Annotated in this window: 17 protein-coding genes and 1 pseudogene; 8 read left to right on the top strand and 10 right to left on the bottom strand. The window is 39.8% G+C overall.

The window, feature by feature from the left end; translation table 11 throughout:
• Window positions 1-215 precede the first annotated feature (215 nt).
• Entirely contained in the window at window positions 216-1,328 is a 1,113-nt protein-coding gene (locus tag VER_RS05290; protein WP_162099832.1) for an IS1249 family transposase, read from the top strand.
• Between the two features lie 158 nt (window positions 1,329-1,486).
• Here the strand turns inward: VER_RS05290 and VER_RS05285 are convergent, their stop codons facing one another.
• Genes VER_RS05285 through VER_RS05275 form a run of 3 tightly spaced genes read right to left on the bottom strand, consistent with a single transcriptional unit; the run spans window position 1,487 to window position 5,041 of the window.
• Window positions 1,487-2,365 carry a CoB--CoM heterodisulfide reductase iron-sulfur subunit B family protein gene (locus tag VER_RS05285; protein ID WP_162099831.1) on the bottom strand — a complete coding sequence of 293 codons (879 nt, stop codon included), beginning with the start codon at window positions 2,363-2,365 and terminating at the stop codon, window positions 1,487-1,489.
• Window positions 2,365-3,321, bottom strand: a complete 957-nt coding sequence (locus VER_RS05280) for a succinate dehydrogenase/fumarate reductase iron-sulfur subunit (protein ID WP_162099830.1) — start codon at window positions 3,319-3,321, stop codon at window positions 2,365-2,367. The genes VER_RS05285 and VER_RS05280 overlap by 1 nt, the downstream gene beginning before the upstream one ends.
• A gap of 1 nt (window position 3,322) precedes the next feature.
• Complete coding sequence (locus VER_RS05275) at window positions 3,323-5,041, bottom strand: FAD-binding protein (RefSeq protein ID WP_162099829.1); 1,719 nt, start codon at window positions 5,039-5,041, stop codon at window positions 3,323-3,325.
• Between the two features lie 594 nt (window positions 5,042-5,635).
• On the opposite strand from VER_RS05275, the gene VER_RS05270 reads away from it, so the two are divergent.
• From VER_RS05270 to VER_RS05245, 6 genes are all read left to right on the top strand, one after another.
• The gene (locus VER_RS05270; RefSeq protein WP_162099828.1) at window positions 5,636-6,310 is read left to right on the top strand and encodes a response regulator transcription factor; all 675 of its coding nucleotides are present in this window, start codon (window positions 5,636-5,638) and stop codon (window positions 6,308-6,310) included.
• A complete protein-coding gene (locus VER_RS05265; protein WP_162099827.1) occupies window positions 6,288-7,748 on the top strand; it encodes a cell wall metabolism sensor histidine kinase WalK in 1,461 nt (486 codons plus the stop codon). The genes VER_RS05270 and VER_RS05265 overlap by 23 nt, the downstream gene beginning before the upstream one ends.
• The gene (locus tag VER_RS05260; RefSeq protein ID WP_162099826.1) at window positions 7,745-8,461 is read left to right on the top strand and encodes a hypothetical protein; all 717 of its coding nucleotides are present in this window, start codon (window positions 7,745-7,747) and stop codon (window positions 8,459-8,461) included. The genes VER_RS05265 and VER_RS05260 overlap by 4 nt, the downstream gene beginning before the upstream one ends.
• A gap of 504 nt (window positions 8,462-8,965) precedes the next feature.
• Window positions 8,966-10,195, top strand: coding sequence for an LL-diaminopimelate aminotransferase (locus VER_RS05255; protein WP_162099825.1), 1,230 nt, complete (start codon window positions 8,966-8,968; stop codon window positions 10,193-10,195).
• Between the two features lie 19 nt (window positions 10,196-10,214).
• Window positions 10,215-10,553, top strand: coding sequence for a 6-carboxytetrahydropterin synthase QueD (gene queD / locus VER_RS05250; RefSeq protein ID WP_115310671.1), 339 nt, complete (start codon window positions 10,215-10,217; stop codon window positions 10,551-10,553).
• Window positions 10,540-11,199, top strand: a complete 660-nt coding sequence (locus VER_RS05245) for a radical SAM protein (RefSeq protein ID WP_162099824.1) — start codon at window positions 10,540-10,542, stop codon at window positions 11,197-11,199. Before queD ends, VER_RS05245 begins: the two co-directional genes overlap by 14 nt.
• Before the next feature lie 244 nt (window positions 11,200-11,443).
• Here the strand turns inward: VER_RS05245 and VER_RS05240 are convergent, their stop codons facing one another.
• From VER_RS05240 to VER_RS05220, 5 genes and pseudogenes are all read right to left on the bottom strand, one after another.
• Complete coding sequence (locus tag VER_RS05240; protein WP_162099823.1) at window positions 11,444-12,934, bottom strand: aldehyde dehydrogenase family protein; 1,491 nt, start codon at window positions 12,932-12,934, stop codon at window positions 11,444-11,446.
• Between the two features lie 346 nt (window positions 12,935-13,280).
• Window positions 13,281-14,270 carry a peptide-methionine (S)-S-oxide reductase MsrA gene (gene msrA, locus VER_RS05235; protein WP_162099822.1) on the bottom strand — a complete coding sequence of 330 codons (990 nt, stop codon included), beginning with the start codon at window positions 14,268-14,270 and terminating at the stop codon, window positions 13,281-13,283.
• 227 nt (window positions 14,271-14,497) lie between these two features.
• Entirely contained in the window at window positions 14,498-15,700 is a 1,203-nt protein-coding gene (locus VER_RS05230; RefSeq protein WP_202922133.1) for an MFS transporter, read from the bottom strand.
• An 86-nt stretch (window positions 15,701-15,786) separates the two neighbouring features.
• The gene (locus VER_RS05225; protein WP_162099821.1) at window positions 15,787-16,242 is read right to left on the bottom strand and encodes a MarR family winged helix-turn-helix transcriptional regulator; all 456 of its coding nucleotides are present in this window, start codon (window positions 16,240-16,242) and stop codon (window positions 15,787-15,789) included.
• A gap of 285 nt (window positions 16,243-16,527) precedes the next feature.
• Window positions 16,528-16,920, bottom strand: a pseudogene (locus tag VER_RS05220) (Rrf2 family transcriptional regulator); the annotation flags it as partial.
• A gap of 158 nt (window positions 16,921-17,078) precedes the next feature.
• Here VER_RS05220 and VER_RS05215 point away from each other — a divergent pair.
• Entirely contained in the window at window positions 17,079-18,446 is a 1,368-nt protein-coding gene (locus VER_RS05215; protein WP_162099819.1) for an NCS2 family permease, read from the top strand.
• Between the two features lie 262 nt (window positions 18,447-18,708).
• Here the strand turns inward: VER_RS05215 and VER_RS05210 are convergent, their stop codons facing one another.
• Window positions 18,709-19,893: a PTS transporter subunit EIIC gene (locus VER_RS05210; RefSeq protein WP_162099818.1), complete on the bottom strand. Its 1,185-nt coding sequence runs from the start codon at window positions 19,891-19,893 to the stop codon at window positions 18,709-18,711.
• Window positions 19,894-20,004: 111 nt separating this feature from the next.
• On the bottom strand, window positions 20,005-21,255 hold the full coding sequence (gene dcm / locus VER_RS05205; RefSeq protein ID WP_162099817.1) for a DNA (cytosine-5-)-methyltransferase: 1,251 nt from the start codon (window positions 21,253-21,255) through the stop codon (window positions 20,005-20,007).
• Window positions 21,256-21,298 lie beyond the last annotated feature (43 nt).

Below are 21,298 nucleotides of genomic sequence, written 5' to 3'. Positions count from 1 at the left end.
TTTCTCTTATATAAATATAGGGTTATAGGACAAAACGTGTTGGCAAAAACAGCTATAATATCAGTAATTATCTGGTGTTATAGCTGTTTTAAATTTACACATAATATTTAAAGGTTGGACAAAATGTGTTGGTAAAAACATGGATAAAGTCTTGCAATTTCTAAGATAAATAGGTTTTTATATTCCTAAGAATAAATTTTTTAGGAGGATTGTCCATGAAAAGCGTAAAATGTCCAACCTGCAGTCGGAAAGTTATGAAGTATGGAAAAACAAGAGCTGGTGTACAGAGATGGTTTTGTAAAGTCTGCCATCTTTCTTTTACTAATGTTTATAATGATGCTACAAAGATATTTCAAAGTTTTTTAAATTGGTTATTCAGTAAAAAAACTCAAAAAGATATGCCAGGTCAAGGGCGTACGTTTAGACGAACGACAAAGCGATTTTGGAACCTTTGGCCACTTCCGCCAAAGATTGATGTGTCTAGAGATGTTGTATACGTTGATGGTATTTACCTTTCAAGGAATCTATGCGTTTTGATTTGTTGCGATAATACACATGTATTAGGCTGGTATGTGTGTAGAACTGAGAACTTTAGGGCTTGGAGTAACTTAATGAAACGAATTGCTGAACCCAAAGTAGTTATATCTGATGGTGGTACAGGGTTTACTAAAGCACTTAAGTATGTATGGCCTTTGGCAAGCCATCAGAGATGTTTATTTCATGCTTTTTGCCAAGTTAGAAGATATATAACAAATGCCCCTAAGACAATGGCAGGGAGAGATTTATTATCGATCGCACGTAATTTATTTAAAGTAAAAACACCTGAAGCTGCCTGTGCATGGATAAATGAATTAAGAAATTGGCGGATCCTCTATAACACATTTCTGCAAGAAATGACTACAGATGAATATGGTAATAAACGTGCTACTCATGAGCGTTTGTTAAAAGCTGAGAACTCCTTATTAAAGCTTGTTAAACAGCATACCTTATTTACATTTATTGAGATAGCAGATATTTCAGTGCCTAATACTAATAACCGTATAGAAGGTGGGGTGAATGCACAATTAAGAGATATGTTAAGAGCACATAGAGGATTATCTCTCGAGAGACGATTAAAAGCGGTCTATTGGTGGTGCTATATGCACTCACCTAGACCGCTTTCTATATCTGAAATATTAAAAGTTATGCCGACAGATGAATCTATTTCTCTGATCTACCAACGATTTAACGAAAGGGAGAAAGTAGATTATTCTATTCCTCAATGGGGAGATGGGCTTGCATGGAATGAACTTCATCGGAGCACAGAGTTTCCTACTTATTGGGATTAAAAACCAACACGTTTTGTCCTATAACCCGGAAATTATCATCATCAACGAAGACTTAGGCTTTTAGAATATAACAAAACCCCTGCTCACCAACGATGAGCAGGGGTTTTCTATAGGTACAAGCTATCTAATGAAGGCCTGTATTACCTAAACTTATGCAATTATGCACCTACAAAACGGTTCAAAGCAGCTGTGCTAGTCATATGACGTTTAGTCATGCCAAGTTCAGCAGGGCTAATGCCTAATGCTAAGCCGATTAATTGGCTCATATGAATGATAGGCATATCTTTGTCGTTTGCAACATATTGTTTTGCTTCTTTTTGGAACATATCAAGCTGCATTTGGCAAAGTGGGCAAGGTGTTACTACACAGTCAGCCCCTTCTTTAGCGGCATCAGCATTGATAGAACCAGTCATTTTCATTACGGAATCATGAGCTGGATATACAGCATGGAAACCACAGCAATCAAGTTTACGAGAAAAATCGATTGGAGTAGCGCCAATAGCTTTGATTACATCAGCCAAGCTAGTTGGAATCTGGAAGTCTTCAAAACCAGTTTCTTCAGCTGGGCGAAGAAGATGACAACCATAATATTCAGCTACGCGAAGACCGCTTAAAGGTTTAACAACTTTAGCTTTAAGGTTGTTCAAACCATAGTCGCGAATTAATACCCATAAGAAATGAGTTACATCGCTAGTACCTTTATATTTTAAGCCAGCTTGACCTAAAATATTGTTAACGCGAGCGCGTTGAGTTTCGTCACGATCAAGTTCGTTTTTAGCTTCACGAAGCATCAACGTACAAGTGTTACAAACTGTCATTAACTGAACGCCTTGTGCTTCAGCTAAAGCAATATTACGAGCATTCGTAGCAAGAACGCCTAATGGGTCGATATCTTGAACATGGGATGCACCACAGCAAGTCCAACCTTCTAATTCTTCAATTTGAATGCCTAATTTTTTAGCAACCGCAACAGTGGCGATAAAATCTTCTTTGGCGGCACCTTCAAGTACACAACCAGGGAAAAATGCGTATTTCATTATCTTTCTGCCTCCTCTGCTGCTTTAACAATGGTGCGCACATCCTTAATACCTTGAACAGGTTTATGTGGAACTACAAGTTCAAGAGGATTAATCTTACCATGTGCCCAGAGACGCATAGCGTAGAGACCTTGTTTAGCGGAATCTACAAGACCATCTGTTTTAAGACTCATTGTTACTTCGTTTAAGCGGCCAGTTTTGATAAGATCATCGCGGAATGCAAGAGCATGTCGAGTACCTTTATTGCTTAAGCCAGCTTTAGTAGCTACAGCACGAAGTTCAGAAATATCTTTAGCTGGTTTTAAATGTTTTGGACAACGGGAGATACAGTTCATGCAATGAACGCATTTCCAAAGACCATTTTCAAAAGCAGGATTAACGTGAGCCATTGGAGCTGCATCACGGGAATCTTGAACAAAACGATTTGCTTTTGTGTAAACATATGGATCCAAGAAGTCTTCACGATTTGCAGACAATTTGTTACATTCAGAAGCACAGCAACCACAAAGGATACATTCTGTGTTAGTAACAAATTTTTTGAAATCTTCTGGAGTCTGACGAGAACCCATATCACGATTGAATTCAGGTTTCATGAAAATCCATGGAGCCACTGTTTTAAGACGGTTAACTTTAGCTTCCCAGTCAACAGCAAGGTCACGGATTACGTCGAAGTTACCGATTGGTGCGATTTCAATAGTATCGCTACCAAAACGTTCTGTAATATCGTCGATTTTACTTTCACAACCAAGCATAGCTTGACCATTAACTTTGATGGAGCAAGCACCACAAACAGCACTACGGCAAGCAGCGATGAATGTTAAGGTTGGATCGATAGTATCTTTAATTTTTTGAAGGCCCCAAAGGATTGTACGATCTGGTTCATAGTCAAAGGAATAGGTCTGTACATAGGAGCGACCTTCATTATAACGATGGATATTATAAGTAATCTGTCTCATCTTAGTACGTCCTTTCTTTTGGTTCGAAGCGAGTGATTACAACTTCACTCTGCCCCACTTCGTATTCGCCATCTTCTTTAAGTTTGATAATAGTGTGATTTAAGAAGTTAGCATCATCACGTTTCGCGAAGTCTTCACGAAGGTGACTACCACGACTTTCTTTACGACGAAGAGCGCCTAAGGTAACAGCTTTAGCAACTGTCAACAAGCTACCTACTTCAATGTAGTTTACGAAAGCCATATTGAACGTACGGTTAGTATCTCCAACGTAGCAAGTTTTATATTCTTCAATCAAACGATTCAAAGTTTCTAATTCTAATTCCATTTTCTTTTCTTCGCGGAAAATACCTACGTTATTCCACATGGAAAGAGCCATTTCATCACGAATTTCAGCAATAGGACGACCTGTTGTACGACCAGTTACTTCGCGGAATTTCTGTTCCCAGCTATTAGCTGCATCATTAAGAGCTTTAGTAGCATCTTTAGCTGCGTTGTTTTTAACATAGTCTACAGCGCCTTCACCAGCTACTTTACCGAATACAACAGCGTCTGCTAAGGAGTTACCACCAAGACGGTTAGCACCGTGAATGGATACGCAAGCAGCTTCGCCAGCAGCGAATAAACCTGGTACGCAAGTACCGCAAGTTTTATAATCGTTTACATCAATACCGCCCATGGAATAGTGACAAGTTGGACGAATTGGGATTGGTTGAACTAATGGGTCAGCATGTTCGAAAGTGATAGCCAAGTCACGGATACCATGAAGTTTTTCAAGAATAACTTCTTTTGGTAAGTGACGAACATCAGCTACTACATACGCATCAAGACCAGTACCGAAGCCACGACCTTCAGCGATTTCAGTTTCGATTGCTTTAGCAACAACGTCACGAGGTGCTAATTCCATTTTACTAGGCGCATAGTCCTTCATAAAACGTTCCCCTTTATTATTTAAGAGGTAACCACCTTCACCACGAACTGCTTCGGACATTAAGATACCGCTCTTACCAAGACCAGTTGGATGGAACTGAACCATTTCAGGGTCTTTCAAAGCTACACCAGCGCGGAAGCATGCTGCCATGCCGTCACCAGTGGAGAGGTAAGGGTTAGAAGTACGTGTCCAGTACATACGGCCAGCACCGCCAGTAGCGATTACTAATGCAGTAGTAGCGATTTTTTCTACACGGCCTTCTTTCATGTTCCAAGCAACAACGCCACCTACGGCGCCGTCGTCAGTTTTTACGATGTCTAATAAGTACCAATCTTGAAGGAAATGTACATTTTCCTTTAAGCATTGTTCATACAAAGTATGCAAAATTACATGACCTGTTTTATCGGCACTATAGCATGTACGAGGATATGCTTGACCACCGAAGTTACGTTGTGCAATTTTGTTTTCACTTGTACGGGAGAATGGTACACCAAAATAATCAAGTTCTTTGATTAATTCAGGACAACGGTTGATAAAGAATTCAACAGCATCCTGGTCAGCAAGATAGTCACTACCTTTAACGGTATCGAAGATATGATCTTCAATAGTGTCTTCTTTTGCTACATTGTTTAATACGCCATTAATACCGCCCTGAGCCATAGCCGTTGCAGAACGACTAGGGAAAATTTTGGTAATAAGAGCAACGCGCAAACCTTCTTGATGAGCTGCTTCTAAAGCTGCTCGTTGGCCAGCTCCGCCGCTGCCTATTACTAGAACATCAAACTGTTCCATAATAACCTCCTAAACTTGTACCTACTTCCTACAGTCTTATTAACGGTATGCAATACCTAATGCATACCAATCCTATAGCTTGTTACTTAATTATAGCGGTTTTTGAAGGTTTTTGTCCAAACTCAATTACTCATACTTGAAAACAACCCTAATAAATGATAATTTATATCAATTAGTTAAATCCCCTCAGTTTAGGGTAGAATTAAACCATGAACAACTGTCATTTCCCAGTAAATCAACATTCATTTTACAAGTATTCCATTCTTTTATATTTCAAAATAGAAAAAAGGAATAGCTAATCGAAAATCATTATCACAGTTTTTTTTATGATTTTTGTCAAACGTCCAAAAAACGTCCAATCTATGCATAAAACACAAAGGTGCACAATTAAGTTATCATAAATTTAATGCATAAAGGATATCTCTTCATAAGGTGTTCATTCCCTTACGTTATACTGAGCGCATAAAATTGCTATTAATTAATTGTTATAATTAATTACGAAGAGCATCCAATATATTTGTAGTTTGATATAGTCTGTTACTTTCCCTAAGCGGGTGTGAAACAGGCTTATTTCTGTAAGACAGGAGTGATCGTATGAAAGTTTTACTAGTTGAAGACGAAGAAATGTTAAATAATATTATTGCTAAGCGTCTCCGTGTGGAATCCATGACAGTGGATTGCTGTTTTGATGGTGAAACAGCGCTAGACCACATTAATACCTCTAGTTACGACGTAGTTGTTATGGACGTAATGATTCCTAAAATGGACGGTTTTACCGTAGTACAACATTTACGTCAAGAAGGCAATAAAACACCCGTTTTATTCTTAACTGCGAAAGATGCTCTTCAAGACAAAGTTAAAGGCCTTAATCACGGTGGCGATGACTATTTAGTAAAGCCTTTTGAATTTGAAGAATTAATCGCTCGTATCTACGCCTTATCTCGTCGTAGTTATAATCATGCCCACAATGACCTCGAAGCCGGCCCATTAACAATCAACAGCCAAAGTCGTACAGCGACCTTACATGGCCATGAATTGGTATTAACAGCCAAAGAATTCGACTTATTGTATTATTTAGCTAGCAATGTAAACATCGTATTATCCCGTCAACAGATTCTTGATCACGTTTGGGAATACGACTATGAAAGTTATTCTAATCTAATAGATGTATATATTAAGGATTTACGTAAGAAACTTGATGTAGCCGACGAAGCAAAACTAATTCATACCGTACGAGGTGTTGGCTATGTATTTAAAGTGGAAGAATAAATCACCCAAACTACAGAATCTAAGCCACTGTTTGCAGTGGTTTCGTTCCCTCTTTGCACGCAATGAAAATGGACATTGGAGCAATCCCTTTAACCGTTTACCCATTACCTTAAAAATTACTGGTTGGTACTCAATTTTCCTATTGCTCATGCTACTCATGCTGTCTGTTTTCATTTTGCAATTCACACAATTATGGGAAGACTCTGAAATGCGCAGTACCTTACAATCACGGGTCATTAATACAGCCGATAATTTAACTCGTTTTCGCCCCTTCCAAGAAGGTGTTTTTACTGTGCTGTACATGGATAATGGGGTAGCTATTAAAGGGGCCATTCCTGATGGTTTCCCACCAGAAAGTATGCTTTCGCCCCATCATATCACAGAGATAACGGTAAAAAATTCTACCTTCTATTACTATGATGCGCCCGTAGCTGATCCAGCTTTCCATGGCTGGGTCCGTGGTGTGCTACCAGCTACTACAGCTAGCCGAGCTGCCAACATTATGTTATGGTCCTTAATCTTAGGGGGCGTCATTTTCCTCGTCATTGGTACCAGTGGTGGTTATTGGATTATAAAACGAGGGTTACGGCCTATTCGTAATATGACCCAAACGGCTGCTACTATCGGTCAAAAGCGCGACTTATCACAACGTATAGAACAACTAGTTGATAGTCATGACGAAATTTCTTCGTTATCCCAAACCTTTAATAGCATGCTAGATAGTCTAGAAAATTCGTCACTTCGTGAAAAGCAATTCAGTTCTGATGTATCTCACGAATTACGTACCCCAATTGCCGTTATCCAAGCGGAAAGCGATTATGGTCGTGCCTATATCGATAATATTGACGAAGCGAAAGAAAGCTTTGAACATATTTTTCAACAAAGCCGTTTCATGACCGCCATGGTCACTCAATTACTCGATATTGCCCGGCTTGATAATATGGCCAATATCAAAAAAGATCCGCTTGATTTAAGCCATATGATGCAAGAAGTGGTAGATAGCTATCAGCGTATTTGTAAGGAGAAACAAATTACCTTACAAGCTACGCTAGAACCAAATCTATCCATAACCGGTAATCTTCCATTTTTGAAACGTGCTGTAGGTAATTTAGTGGACAATGCCATTAAGTTTACCAAAGATACGATTACCATCCAATTAGCCAAAGTTGATGAAGCCATTCGCATTACCGTAAGCGATAATGGGGCTGGCATTAGTCAGGAAGACTTAGCTAAAATTTGGGATCGTTTATATCAAGTTGACCAGGCCCGCACTAAAAAGGCCAATCAAGGACTTGGCTTAGGACTTTATTTTGTACAAAACATCATAAAGTTACATCATGCCAAAGCCTATGCAACAAGTGAACCTCATGTGTCAACGAGCTTTATTTTGGAATTTCCTACAACGACCGTTGAGGCCTCTGGAAAGGATTTACCATGAAACATTTATTACAACCCGTTTCCGTTGAAACGAATGATACAGAACCGCCAACGCGACGTTTACGTCGTATCCTTTCACTCTTTATTGCAATCTGTATCGTTGGAGCTTTAGTATATGGGATTCACGATTATATCAAAGCCGAAGAACACGCCAAAGTCATTGCGGCGCGCACCGAAATGGTTAAAGCCCAAGCACTGGCTAATAATTTAACCTTACTTGGTGAGGACCGCATCAAAGAACTCACCTCTATCAACACGGGCGTACCTTTGAGTGAACTAACCTTTAAGGAGATTTCCCTCATTAGCTTTGATGATTTACCAGCACCACCGCAGTTACGCAAAAACCGTCCTGCTGATGCGGACAATCAACATGCTCCTAACGGGCCTGAAAAAATGGTAATTCCTGATGAAGAAGATGGCAATGTAGCCTCCTTACCACCATTAAAGGTGCCTGCTAAAAATGATATGGCTCATAAAGCATCCGCCACTAATCCACCACTAATGGATCCAGTGCCTAATGGTGAAACAGGCAAACAAACTAGCCCTACTAATGAGGCTAATAAAACGGTGCCAGCCAATGATTTTAGCCGTACACCGCCGCAGGAATTTCAGAAGCATCCGTTCTATCAAATCAGAGCTACCCGCTCTGGTTTAACCTATGAATTAATTATTGACGGGGTTAATGGACATATAATTAAATCTATAGTACACTAACTTTCTAGGATAAACGTAAACACCTATAAATACATAGGTTTACATGAAATCAAGTCGACTAACTTAAATATAAAATTTTCACAAAAAAAGTCGATAAATTCTCAAAACGTTCATTTTGCTTTCATATTGATAGCTTATTATAATATCATCAAATGAATGGTAATTCTGATACCCCATTCAGATTCCCTCTATCATTGATTACAGGGAACTATATCGATACTGAACCCTCCCTGTTCGGCCGATGTAGGTAATCAATATTTCATTTGATTAACACTAACACTCCCCTTACAAGAAAAACAGGAATCCCTCCCCGGATTCCTGTTTTTCTTTATTTTACTATATTTATTGCCATTTAGGTCTTAAATATAGTAAAATAAAACAATAAATTTAATTTATTCTATATTATATAGTTTTCTATTCACTAACCCACTTACTAATGTAGTACGTAAAACCTCTGTAATATAGTATTTATATATGTTTCTAGTATGTTAAGGAGGTTCCCTTATGGCTTTAGTTAATGAAAATTATGCCAATCTACAAAGTTCCTATTTATTCGCTAATATTGCCCGCAAAGTAGCTGAATTTCAGGCAAAACATCCTGATGCCGATATTATTCGCCTTGGCATTGGTGATGTGACCCAACCATTAGCACCGGCTGTTATTGAAGCCATGCACAAAGCGGTGGACGAAATGGGCCACGCCGATACCTTCCGTGGTTACGGTCCCGAACAAGGCTATGAGTTTTTACGTCAAGCAGTAGTCGACCACGATTACAAACCCCTAGGTATTGATCTTTCCATTGACGAAGTATTCATCTCTGACGGGGCTAAATCTGACGTAGGCAACATTCAAGAGCTTTTCAGCGCCCATAATACTGTAGCCATTACCGACCCTGTATATCCAGTATATTTAGATAGTAATGTAATGGGTGGCCGTTCTGGTCACTTTGTAGACGGTAAATTTGAAAACATTGTCTACTTGCCAACGAATGCAGAAAATAATTTCTCCCCTGCGTTTCCTGAAAAACGTGTAGACATCGTCTATCTTTGCTGCCCTAATAACCCAACTGGCACCGTTTTAAGCCGTAAACGTCTTAAAGAATGGGTAGATTGGTGTAAGGCTAATGATACAGTACTCATGTTTGACTCTGCCTATGAAGCCTTTATTAGCAGTGAAGATACAGTACATAGTATCTACGAAATCGAAGGGGCTCGCGAAGTCGCTATCGAATTTCGTTCTTTCTCTAAAACTGCCGGCTTTACTGGTACGCGCTGTGCCTATACTGTAGTACCTAAAAATTTACTTATTAACACCACAACTGGCGAAAAACAAGCCTTAAATCCACTTTGGAATCGTCGTCAATGCACGAAATTCAATGGTGTACCTTACATCATTCAACGCGCTGCTGAAGCTGTCTATTCCAAAGCAGGTTATCAGCAAACACGTGAAGCCATTGCCTACTATAAAGAAAATGCACGCATCATTCGTGAAGGTCTTGAAGCCATTGGTTTGACAGTATTTGGGGGCGTCGATGCACCTTACATTTGGCTCAAAGTACCAACCGGCATGACGAGCTGGGAATTTTTCGACTTGCTCTTAGAAAAAGTACACATTGTTAGCACCCCAGGTGCTGGCTTTGGTCCTTGTGGGGAAGGGTATTTACGTCTTACTTCCTTTGGTAGTCGTGAAAATACCTTACGCGCCATTGAACGTATTAAAACTTTAAAAATATAAGTATTAAAGAGAGGATTTCATGTTTACTGTTGTAAAAAAATTAGAAATTAGTGCGTCGCACCAATTAAAATTAACCTACAAAAGCAAATGTCAAAACTTACACGGCCATAACTGGATTGTTCATATCTATGCTCGCAGTGCTGAGCTAGATGAAAATGGTATGGTTATTGACTTTGGTCACATTAAAGAAGCCATTCACGGTCGCCTCGATCATAAACATGTAAATGATATTATGGGCGATATTAATCCTACTGCTGAAAATATGGCCAAGTGGATTGCCGACGAATTAGGCGAAAAATGTTTCAAAGTAGTCGTTCAAGAATCAGAAGGGAACGTGGCTATTTATGAACGTGATTGAGCTTTTTAGCTCTATCGAGGGGGAAGGAACCCGCCAAGGATTCCCTTGCTCCTTTTTACGGCTTTACGACTGCAATTTGCGCTGTGTCTATTGCGATACCCTCTACAGCTATGGTGAGGATGCCGTTTTTGAAACGCATACCGTAGCAGAAATGGCCGATGCCTTAGAAGCCTTAGGCAATCGCTATATCACCATTACTGGTGGCGAACCGCTTTTACAAGCCAAAGACGTAGAAACACTCATTGATATACTAAGTGCCCGCCCTACCCCCTATGGGCCTTATGAATTTAACATTGAAACTAATGGGAGTATTTTGCCCCCTTTTCAACGTGACAATGTCTTCTACACCTTTGATTACAAATGTCCTGATTCAGCCGCTGAAGAGCATATGCAACCAAAACTTTGCGAAGCTTTAACAGACAAAGATGTACTCAAATTTGTAGTCAGCTCCTATAGTGATTTACAAAAGATGAAAGAAATCATTACGACAAAACAGCCGAAAGGACATATCTTTGTCTCCCCTGTATTTGGTAAAATTGACCCTAAGGAAATTGTAGACTATCTCCTCACCAATCACTTACAACAGGTACGTTTACAATTACAAATTCATAAATTTATATGGGATCCTGATGCCAAAGGCGTTTAAAATCACAGCTAACGCCTAACTCGCCCTAACTAAAACTATAGCTAACAAAAACCTAACTCGCAAAACCAAAAGGACCGAACTGAGCTGCACCTTATGTACCTCAGTCCGGTCCTTTGTTAATATAAAGACGTACTGTCTAATTATCTAATTATCTAATTGTCTAATTGTCTAATTGTTCAATTGCTTAATTGTCTAATTGTCGACTTATCTAGTTATTGACTTATCTAGTTATCAAATCTATAAATTATTTTACATCTAAATTATATAGACCAGATGGGATTTCACCAATATTAACTAAAATGCTCTTCTTCTGGCTGTAATGGTCTAGGATAACTTTATGGGTTTCACGGCCAATACCAGACTGTTTATAGCCACCAAATGGAGCGCCTGCTGGAATGCTATTGTAGCAGTTAACCCACATACGACCGGTTTCAATAGCGCGCGCTACACGAACTGCACGATTAATATCGCGAGTCCATACACCACCACCAAGGCCATAAATGCTATCGTTAGCCATTTTAATAACTTCGTCTTCGCTATGGAATTTAATAACTACGGCTACTGGTCCGAAAATTTCTTCACGAGCTACACGCATATCATTCGTAGCATCTACGATTAATGTTGGACGAACGAAGCACCCTTTACCAAATTCGCCGTCGGTTACGCGTACACCACCAGCGGCAATACGAGCCCCTTCTTGTTTAGCAATTTCTACATATTCAAGAATCTTTTCAGTCTGAGCTTCATAAATCTGAGCGCCTAATTCCGTGGTATCGTCCCAAGGCATCCCCACTTTAACTTTATCAAATAATTTAGCTAAATCAGCTACAAATTTATCATAAATCGTATCCTGTACGAAGATACGGGAACCAGCACAACATACTTGCCCTTGGTTGAATAAAATACCAAGCATAGCCCCATCTAAGGCCATATCCCATTTAGCATCTTCAAAGAAGATATTCGCTGACTTACCACCTAATTCAAGCGTTGCTGGAATCAAACGTTCCGACGCCGCTTTATATACATTAAGGCCTACTTCAGTAGAGCCAGTAAAGGCTAATTTGTTGAACCCAGGATGATCAAGAATGTATTGACCAGAACGAGAACCTTTACCAGTAATAATATTCACAACCCCTGGTGGTAAAATCTGTTGAAAAATATTAGCAAATTCTAACAAGCTAAGCGAGGTGTGATTGGATGGTTTAATAACAATGGTACAACCAGCCGCTAAGGCAGGCGCAATCTTCCAAGCCGCCATCAAGAATGGGAAGTTCCAAGGAATAACCTGACCTACTACGCCAATTGGTTCATTTAAAATGAGCGATAAGGTGTTTTCATCCAGCATAGTCGCAGACCCTTCTTCAGCACGAATAGCACCAGCGAAATAGCGGAAGTGGTCAATAGCAAAAGGTACATCAACAGCACGGGTTTCACGAATTGGCTTACCATTGTCATAGGATTCAACCATTGCAAAATGTTCAGCCTGCGCTTCTAAAGCATCCGCAATTTTAAGTAAATATTCAGAACGTTCCTGAGGGCTTGTTTTTTTCCAAGTTTCAAACGCTTTCGTTGCGGCCACTACCGCTGCATCCACATCTTCTTTGGTAGCTTCAGCGGCTTTAGCCAATAGCTGGCCATTCGCTGGGCTATGTACTTCATATGTGCCACCATCACTAGCTGGCACCCATTTATTATTAATAAATAAACCGTATTGTTCTTTTAAATTTAAAGACATATTCATTCCTCCTTGTAATTGAGCAAGTGCTACTATCAGCATCTTGCGATGGGCATTGTAATTATCCATTATCATACTTACGATATGCTAATCAATATGTCACACTAATTAGAAAGCCATACATATCATTTCTATAATATCTATTTTTTTCTATATACTAAGTATACTCCTTAAATAGATAATTTTCAATATAGAGTGTACAAGTATTTTGTATTCATTGTAAAAGTATTCACGGTAAATTATCATAATTATAGTAATTTTGATTGCTTATTAATAAACAAAAAGAACTGTAACCCTAAGACTTTATCCAGTCTCTTAGGTACAGTTCTTTGTAATCACAAGTTCTTTATTTATTCTGTTCTACTTCTTCCGCTTCCAAAATTGGTAACCACGCACCATACCCTTCCACTACCATATCGTCCGCTTTAATGAAGCGCAAGGATTTACTATTGATGCAATACCGTAAGCCACCTAATTCGGCTTTACCATCGGTAAAAACATGACCTAAATGGGAATCACCATGAGCACTGCGCACTTCCACACGAGGACGGCCTATAATAGAATCATCCTCTTTATAATCCACTGCATTGGCTACAATGGGGCGTGAAAACGCAGGCCAACCACAACCGGAGTTATATTTATGAGCTGACATAAATAGCGGTTCCCCACTCACAATATCTACATAAATGCCCCGTTCAAAATGGTCATCATATTCACCAGTAAATGGTGCTTCTGTATCACTTTCTTGCGTAATAGCATACGCTTCTTCACCAATTCGAGCCTTTAACGCCGCCGCATCTTCTTTTACATACGCAGGCAAGCCTACAAGTGGCTCCTCCGCTTTATGCAATGACACATGGCAGTAGCCATCTGGATTTTTATCTAAATAATCTTGATGATAGGTTTCGGCATCAAAGAATTGTTCCAACGGTTTCACTTCAATAGCAAATTTACCTTCTGGATCTACATACTTAAATAGACGCTCTACCTTAGCTTTATCCGCTTCATCCGTATAGTAAATGCCTGTGCGGTATTGTACCCCCACATCGCCACCTTGCTTATTAACGGAATAAGGATCTACAATTCGCAATAAGTGAAGCAAGATTTCTTCTAACGAAATAATATGACGATCGTAATCTAATTTAACGGTTTCTGCATGGCCCGTATTTTCTTTGCATACTTGCTCATAAGTAGGTGCTTCCGTCTTACCATTAGCATAGCCTACTTCCGTCGCTACAATGCCTTTTACCCGCTTAAAATAGCCTTCTACGCCCCAAAAACAGCCACCAGCTACATAAATAGTTCGTTTATCACCATATACAGTTTGTACATTCATAATAAACCCTCACTTTCCTATAAATCTCTCTCATCTCAATATAATGCACTACTATGCGAATATACCATAAACATCTTTTACATAGATAGATATGAATATAGTATATCATACTATAAGCCTAGGATAAAAGCCAGAATCACATGTAATATAAATCAGAATCACACGCAATACAAATCAGAATCATACATAATATAAAAACGTTTGCTAATCCTAATATTCAACTTAATCTAAAATGCATCCGCCGATTTTACCCGACGATGATACACCTGATACGCTACAAACATCAACAACGCACCGGTTACTAGAAATACATATTGAATCCCCAACAAAGTGGTAACACCACTAGCAAATAAAGGACCTACCATCGAACCAAATTGATTAGCCGTCGTCGTCATACCAAAAACACGGCCTCGAAAAGCAGGTTCTGTATAATGCGCTACAGCCGCACTCAACAAGGGATTTACACCAACAATAAAACAGCCTACTAAAATTTGTAAACTGCCAAACCAGGTAATCCCCAGTGGCATACTTTGCAAGAACAAGAATAAACCAGTACCACAAAGAGCATAACAAACTGCTTTAAAATAACCCTTTCGTTGCCCAAAAGCAGCCCATAAGTTAGTGGTCACAGCGCCCGCTAAGCCACCAATACTTAAAATCATACCGGACAATAAAGCAGCCCCTTCCATAGTGCCCTGTAACTGTCCTACATAGAGAGCAAGAATTGGTTGCAACATCAAAATAGCGGACTGCATAATAAAGAATAACCATAATAGGTCAGTTAATACTTTACGTTGTTTCACGAACTGCCAATCCTCACGGAATGAACTAGTCGTCACGGTGGCTGCCTCAGTTACTTTTGGTTCTTTTACAAAAAAGAATACTACAGCGCTGGCTATAAATAAAACGATACCAGCAATAAAGAAAACAGGCCGCATGCCCACCGCCGCTTCAATAAGCCCCCCTAAGGAAGGGCCAATAACGTTCCCCACTATAAGGCCAGTCTGAAAAATCCCCAGCGCCGTCCCCGTTTTTTCTTTGGCCACGCTTAGAGATACCATGGTCATAGCAGCTGGCATAAACCCATTGGCAAAGCCCATGAGCGCCCGCGTGGCTAACAACTGCCATGCATCCTGTACAAAGCCAGTTAATATATAAGCAATACCGATAAAAATACCAGCACGAATAGCCATAATTTTCTTACCTTTCGTATCCGCCATACGTCCCCAAATAGGAGCCATAATACCGGCCACGAAAAAGGTAATAGAAAATACTACCCCTGACCACAAGGCCACCCGATCATGCCCCACCCCTAATTCCAGTAAATACACTGGTAAAAAAGGAACAAGCATCGTGTAGCATATGGATAAGCCTGTCATACAAACGGTTAAAATCCAAACATTACGCATACCGCCATTCACTTCTGTCATAGGATTCCTTCTTTCTTATATTCCTAATAAAGCACGCAAAAGCCCCTTGAACTACATCCAAGGAGCTTACGGAGCTACAATACACTTTATATTTTTTGTTCACGCCCGGTAAGTTGGGCAATCATCTTATACAACAAGCGATACATCGTTTCAAACTCGTCTTGTGTTAAATCTACCACCTTCGCCATAGCTTGTGGCACATGGGCTACACGTTGTTGTAAAGCACGGCCTTCCTCGGTAATGGAAATAATAACCGTCCGTTCATCCTCTTTAGAACGGGTTCGTGTTAAAAAGCCCTTGGCTTCCATTTTACGTAGTAACGGTGTCAACGTGCCTGAATCTAAGTATAAATACTCTCCTAAGGATTTCACATTCAAATGACTATGTTCCCAAAGCACCATCATGACAATATACTGTGTATAGGTTAAATTCAATGGTTCTAACAAGGGTTGATAGGCTCGGACAATCTCTTTGGCACAGGCATATAAAGGAAAGCACAATTGATTTTTTAGGGCCAATTCATCTATATTTTTTTCTATCAAGGTTATCTCCTCATCTCAATTAATTAGCTTACAATATAATTCTATACAACTATACTAGCACTGTCAAGCGAATGACCTTGAAATGTTAATTAGGTAAAGAAAAACGCCCTTTAAGTATTCCTCAAAGGTGCGTTTACTCATAGTATTCCTATACTATACAGATGCATGGGCGACCGTATCTGTCTTAGTAGATGTATCTTTCTTCGTTTCAGACGACGTTTCATCGGTCAGCACTTCATCGGCTACCTCCTCATCATCGGCTGGCACATCAAATTTCTTATCCAGTACATCTTGTAAGGTCAACTTTTCCATATACTCTTTAAATTGAGCTTGCATATGTTCCCACAAAGGCAACGTCATACAGGTCTTGCTACGTGGACATTGATTGACTTCATCCTCTAAACAAGCGACTAAGGCGATGGAATCTTCAGCAGCGCGCAAAATATCATACACCGTATACTCTTTAGGCTCTTTTGCTAAACGATAGCCACCATATTTACCGCGAACACTCTTTACATAGCCAGCTGCACTCAAACGTGCCACAATACCTTCTAAATATTTATCGGAAATACGCTGACGTTCAGCAATCTCACGGATTGAAACATTTTTCTTTTTACCATTTTCTGCTAGGTCAACTAATACGCGTAAAGCATAACGACCCTTAGTTGATATTTTCATCTCTCATATACCTCTTTCACAGTAGGAATTACTAAATTCATTATAACATAGTATTTTCCCCTATCATAGAGGGGAATTAAAAATCCGCTCCACATTTCCTACCGAGCATGATACAATAATGTTGAATTTATTTCTATACCATCTATTAGGAGGTTATTATGTTAGAAAAACTGTTTGCGCTTAAAGAACGCAACACTACGGTGAAAGGTGAAATTATCGCCGGTTTAACCACCTTTATCACCATGGCGTATATCCTATTTCTAGCGCCCAATCTACTAAGCATCGCCGGCATGGATAAAGATGCAGTACTTATCGCCACCGCATTAGGGGGCGGTCTCGTAACCATCGCGATGGGCGTACTCGTTAACTATCCAATCTGCTTAGCTCCTGGCGTAGGGCTTCTCGCCTTTTACACCTTTACTGTTGTACTAGGCATGGGCATCGCTTGGCAAACCGCTTTAGGGGCCGTCTTCATTTCAGGCCTAGTCTTCCTTTTTCTAACCCTCACGACCGTACGGCAACATATTGTGGAAGGGATTCCAGCGGCTATGAAAATTGCCATTACCGTAGGTATCGGCCTTTTCATTACCATTATTGGCTTGAAACTATCTGGCCTTATGACCGTAACCTTGTCGCTATCCCCTGATAGTTTAGCCCAAGTCGTAGCTACCCAAGGTCATTCCACGCCAGGTTCTTCTGAAACGATTCTTACTTTGGGTAATCTTATGGATCCGCAAGTAGCCTTAGCCCTCTTTGGTCTAATTTTTACGGCTCTATTAATGGCTCGCAATGTACAAGGCTCTTTCATTATCGGCGCTGTAGTGACTAGTATCTTAGCTTACGCTACCGGTAATGCTCAGCTCCCTGAAAACTTCTCCATTATGGCCATTCCTGATTTCAGCAAAGCAGCGTTCTTTGAACTCGATATTGCCAGTGCTATGCACCTTGGTCTTGTAACGATTATCTTCTCCTTCACCTTCGTAGAATTGTTTGACTCTATGGGCACCCTCATTGGCACCGCCACTAAAGCGGGTATTGCCAATCCAAAAGAAGGTAAATTCCCTGGTCTTGGCAAAGCTATGACCGTTGATGCTGTAGGCGTTAGCTTTGGTGCTTTACTGGGGGCTAGCACCATTACAGCCTTCGTAGAAAGTGCGGCTGGTGTTGGTGCCGGTGGTCGTACTGGCTTAACAGCGGTTACCTGTGGCGTACTATTCCTTTTAGCCTTGCTCTTTGCACCACTTATTACCCTCGTACCAAACTGTGCGACGGCTCCTATTTTAATCTTAGTAGGCGCCCTTATGATGGAACCAATTCGTGACATCGATTTCTCCGATTGGACCGAAGCCTTCCCATCTTTCATGGTTATCGCCTTAATGCCTTTCACTTACAGCATTGCTAATGGTGTGGCTGCAGGCCTTATCATGTATCCACTTCTTAAAATTATCGCTGGTCGCACTAAAGAAGTACATTGGATTATGTACCCACTAGCTATCATCGTATTGATTCGCTACATTTGGTACTAAGGCAAAAGATACGTTAGGACAAAATATAACAAAAAAGGTTGTAACAACTATGCACGTACATAGAAGTTACAACCTTTTTTATTCAGCTTTATCTTATTCATCAAAGGCTGCCTGTCGCAGTATCGCCGACGGCCCTCTAGTGATAGGGTTTCTTCACCGGATACTCAGCTCCACCCATCTAGCAACTTTACTATAGCAAAACCTATACCAAATGTAAAGCTATAAAATTAACCTAAAAATCTCTCTATAAACTCTATACATTCTATATATTTTTATGCTCATTGTTTGGTACTTCTACAATGTCCTTAAAACCAACAATCAAAGTCAACACAAAGCTTAATCCGAAAGCAAGCCCCAAGGCTGTTACATACCATAGAAAGGAAGGCCCCATAAAGACTGGCAAAGTCGTAACAGCGGGAATGGCAAAAGAAGCCGCACTTACTTTGAAAAATCCCGCCACAGCACCCCCAAGACCACCAGCTATACAAGCACAAACCATAGGCCGTTTCAAACGAAGTGTGACACCAAATACAGCGGGTTCCGTAACCCCTAATAATGCAATAATCCCCGCAGAAAAAGCCTCTGACTTAAATAATGTATTACGTGTCCTCACCGCTACAGCTAATGCAGCGCCCGCTTGGGCAAACATAGCAGAACCAAACAAAGGCATTAAAGTATCAAAGCCGTATACCGCTACATTATTAATGGCAATAGGGAAAAAGCCCCACTGCAAACCAAGCATCCCTAAAAACGGCTGTACCGTCCCTACGACTAGCCCAGCTAATAAAGGACTTAAACTATAAATTAATTCATAACCAGTACCCAATAAAGCCCCTAACCAAGTGCCAATAGGTCCTAACACAACAAGTGTAAATGGTGTCATCACAACAATACATAAAGGTGGTGTAAATAGCCCCCTCACCGCTTCAGGAAAGATTGTTTCACCCAAGCGCTGTACATATTTCATGCAATATACGGCTAGTAAAATAGGAATCACTGACGAAGGGTACATCACTTGTCCGACGGGCCAACCGAATAAATCGGGACCTACCCAATTTGATTGCCCGGTCATACCTTTCACTAGTGCTTCTGCTGATTCCATGCCACCTGCCGCCGGTGCTTTCATAAGCTGCGTAACATCAGGATATGCTAATACACACGCAAGTAACATAGCTGTAAAGGGATCTACTTGAAAACGCTTAGCCGCTGTATATGCTAAAAATACGGGTATAAAATAGAAAAAAGCATCACTCATAGCATTTAAAATCGCATACGTACTCGTTTCAGGCAATACAAACTGATTCACCGTGAGCAGAATAAATAAGCCCTTTAAAATACCAGTAGATACTAATAACGCTATGATAGGCAAAAATAAAGACGACAATAAATCAATCATCCCATTAGCCACTGATTTAATACGATGGTAAACAGAATATTTGGATAACATAAAAGCTCCTTGAATATATGAAAATTATCTAATTACATTGTTAGTGTTACGTACGACCGCTATATAAGTATAACAAAAGGGATACCCTCAGACAATGAGGGTATCCCCTTCTTATTCTACTTCTTGTTCAATAATATCTCGTATCACTGGCTCTAACCGCGATACAATTCCCGTAACCAAAGCATTCCCCATCATAAAATATCTCTTTCGATTTGGCATTGTATTCGTCCAATTAGGAGGAAACATTTGAATTAATTCGCATTCTACAGGGGTCAAAATACGATAAGCTTGTAAACTTTCATCATATACTATATGAGAGGATCTATTTAAAGTACCTTCGCTAGTAAGCATTGTTCGAGCTGGTTCATCCATTTTTTCAGGAAAAGCCATACCACCTTCACTATAAATATACTTATGCCCATTGCTAGATGTACGTTCAATCTTTTTCGGACCTTTTAAATATTGCCATTTTTCTAATTTATCTTCAGAGACCTTATATGCTAACAAATCTTCATTATACACTTGAGCCTTTTTTAAAATATTAGACAATGGATATACAACTTCCATTCTAGCTATCGGCTTTCCATGTATAACATGTCCATTAACCATTATGCCTGTCTCTAAAAATTTACCATCCTTGTACCCATTAGAAGTTTCTAAAATAGACTCGTATAAATTCAAATCAATGTCTTTAGAAACCTCTATATCCACAACAGGGAATACTTGATTAAAAATATTATTTTCCTTTAAATCTAAAACGTTATCCAAAAACTCCTGCGAATACTGTAGATCACGCTTGTGCGCCCAAATGAATACACGGCGCCGTTTCTGAGGCATTCCATATTCGCCTGCATTTAATACGCGCCATTGCACTATATAGCCGAGTTCATCAAACGTTTTTAGCATAATTGCAAAATCTCGACCACGACGACTGGCTGGTGATTTTAAAAGACGATCTACATTCTCTAATAAAACAAATGGGGGCTGTTTTGCCACTAATACATCTTTAATGTCCCAAAATAAAACCCCTTTTTTCCCTTCAATCCCTTGCTCGTTAGATAAAGAGCGTGCTACCGAATAATCTTGGCACGGGAATCCACCTACTACTAACGAATGATCTGGAATTATTCTTTTATCCACTTCATGAATATCAAGATTAGAATGATTCGCTTCACCAAACCGTGTTACATAACAATTAAAAGCATGTTGTTCCTTAGTAGATGGTTCAAACTGATTAGCCCATACAAATTCCCAAGGACCATTTTCAACAGCTCGCTCTTGCCTATCAACTTCTTTAATGTGATTCAGCCCTACGCGAAACCCTCCAACACCAGCAAACAACTCTGCTACAGTTAGCCTCATTAACTATAATCTCCTTTATAATAAACAAATTATTTCATTAAAT

The organism is Veillonella sp. R32 (assembly GCF_010093125.1).
In the GTDB taxonomy this organism is placed as follows: Bacteria; Bacillota; Negativicutes; order Veillonellales; family Veillonellaceae; genus Veillonella_A.
Note: the sequence above shows the minus strand (reverse complement) of the source record. Positions and strands in the feature narration are given on the sequence as shown.

Excerpts from the sequence above, each read along its gene's own strand:
- VER_RS05290 (WP_162099832.1), top strand. The coding sequence starts at position 216 with ATGAAAAGCGTAAAATGTCCAACCTGCAGTCGGAAAGTTATGAAGTAT.
- VER_RS05285 (WP_162099831.1), bottom strand. The coding sequence starts at position 2,365 with ATGAAATACGCATTTTTCCCTGGTTGTGTACTTGAAGGTGCCGCCAAA.
- VER_RS05280 (WP_162099830.1), bottom strand. The coding sequence starts at position 3,321 with ATGAGACAGATTACTTATAATATCCATCGTTATAATGAAGGTCGCTCC.
- VER_RS05275 (WP_162099829.1), bottom strand. The coding sequence starts at position 5,041 with ATGGAACAGTTTGATGTTCTAGTAATAGGCAGCGGCGGAGCTGGCCAA.
- VER_RS05270 (WP_162099828.1), top strand. The coding sequence starts at position 5,636 with ATGAAAGTTTTACTAGTTGAAGACGAAGAAATGTTAAATAATATTATT.
- VER_RS05265 (WP_162099827.1), top strand. The coding sequence starts at position 6,288 with ATGTATTTAAAGTGGAAGAATAAATCACCCAAACTACAGAATCTAAGC.
- VER_RS05260 (WP_162099826.1), top strand. The coding sequence starts at position 7,745 with ATGAAACATTTATTACAACCCGTTTCCGTTGAAACGAATGATACAGAA.
- VER_RS05255 (WP_162099825.1), top strand. The coding sequence starts at position 8,966 with ATGGCTTTAGTTAATGAAAATTATGCCAATCTACAAAGTTCCTATTTA.
- queD (WP_115310671.1), top strand. The coding sequence starts at position 10,215 with ATGTTTACTGTTGTAAAAAAATTAGAAATTAGTGCGTCGCACCAATTA.
- VER_RS05245 (WP_162099824.1), top strand. The coding sequence starts at position 10,540 with ATGAACGTGATTGAGCTTTTTAGCTCTATCGAGGGGGAAGGAACCCGC.
- VER_RS05240 (WP_162099823.1), bottom strand. The coding sequence starts at position 12,934 with ATGTCTTTAAATTTAAAAGAACAATACGGTTTATTTATTAATAATAAA.
- msrA (WP_162099822.1), bottom strand. The coding sequence starts at position 14,270 with ATGAATGTACAAACTGTATATGGTGATAAACGAACTATTTATGTAGCT.
- VER_RS05230 (WP_202922133.1), bottom strand. The coding sequence starts at position 15,700 with ATGACAGAAGTGAATGGCGGTATGCGTAATGTTTGGATTTTAACCGTT.
- VER_RS05215 (WP_162099819.1), top strand. The coding sequence starts at position 17,079 with ATGTTAGAAAAACTGTTTGCGCTTAAAGAACGCAACACTACGGTGAAA.
- VER_RS05210 (WP_162099818.1), bottom strand. The coding sequence starts at position 19,893 with ATGTTATCCAAATATTCTGTTTACCATCGTATTAAATCAGTGGCTAAT.
- dcm (WP_162099817.1), bottom strand. The coding sequence starts at position 21,255 with ATGAGGCTAACTGTAGCAGAGTTGTTTGCTGGTGTTGGAGGGTTTCGC.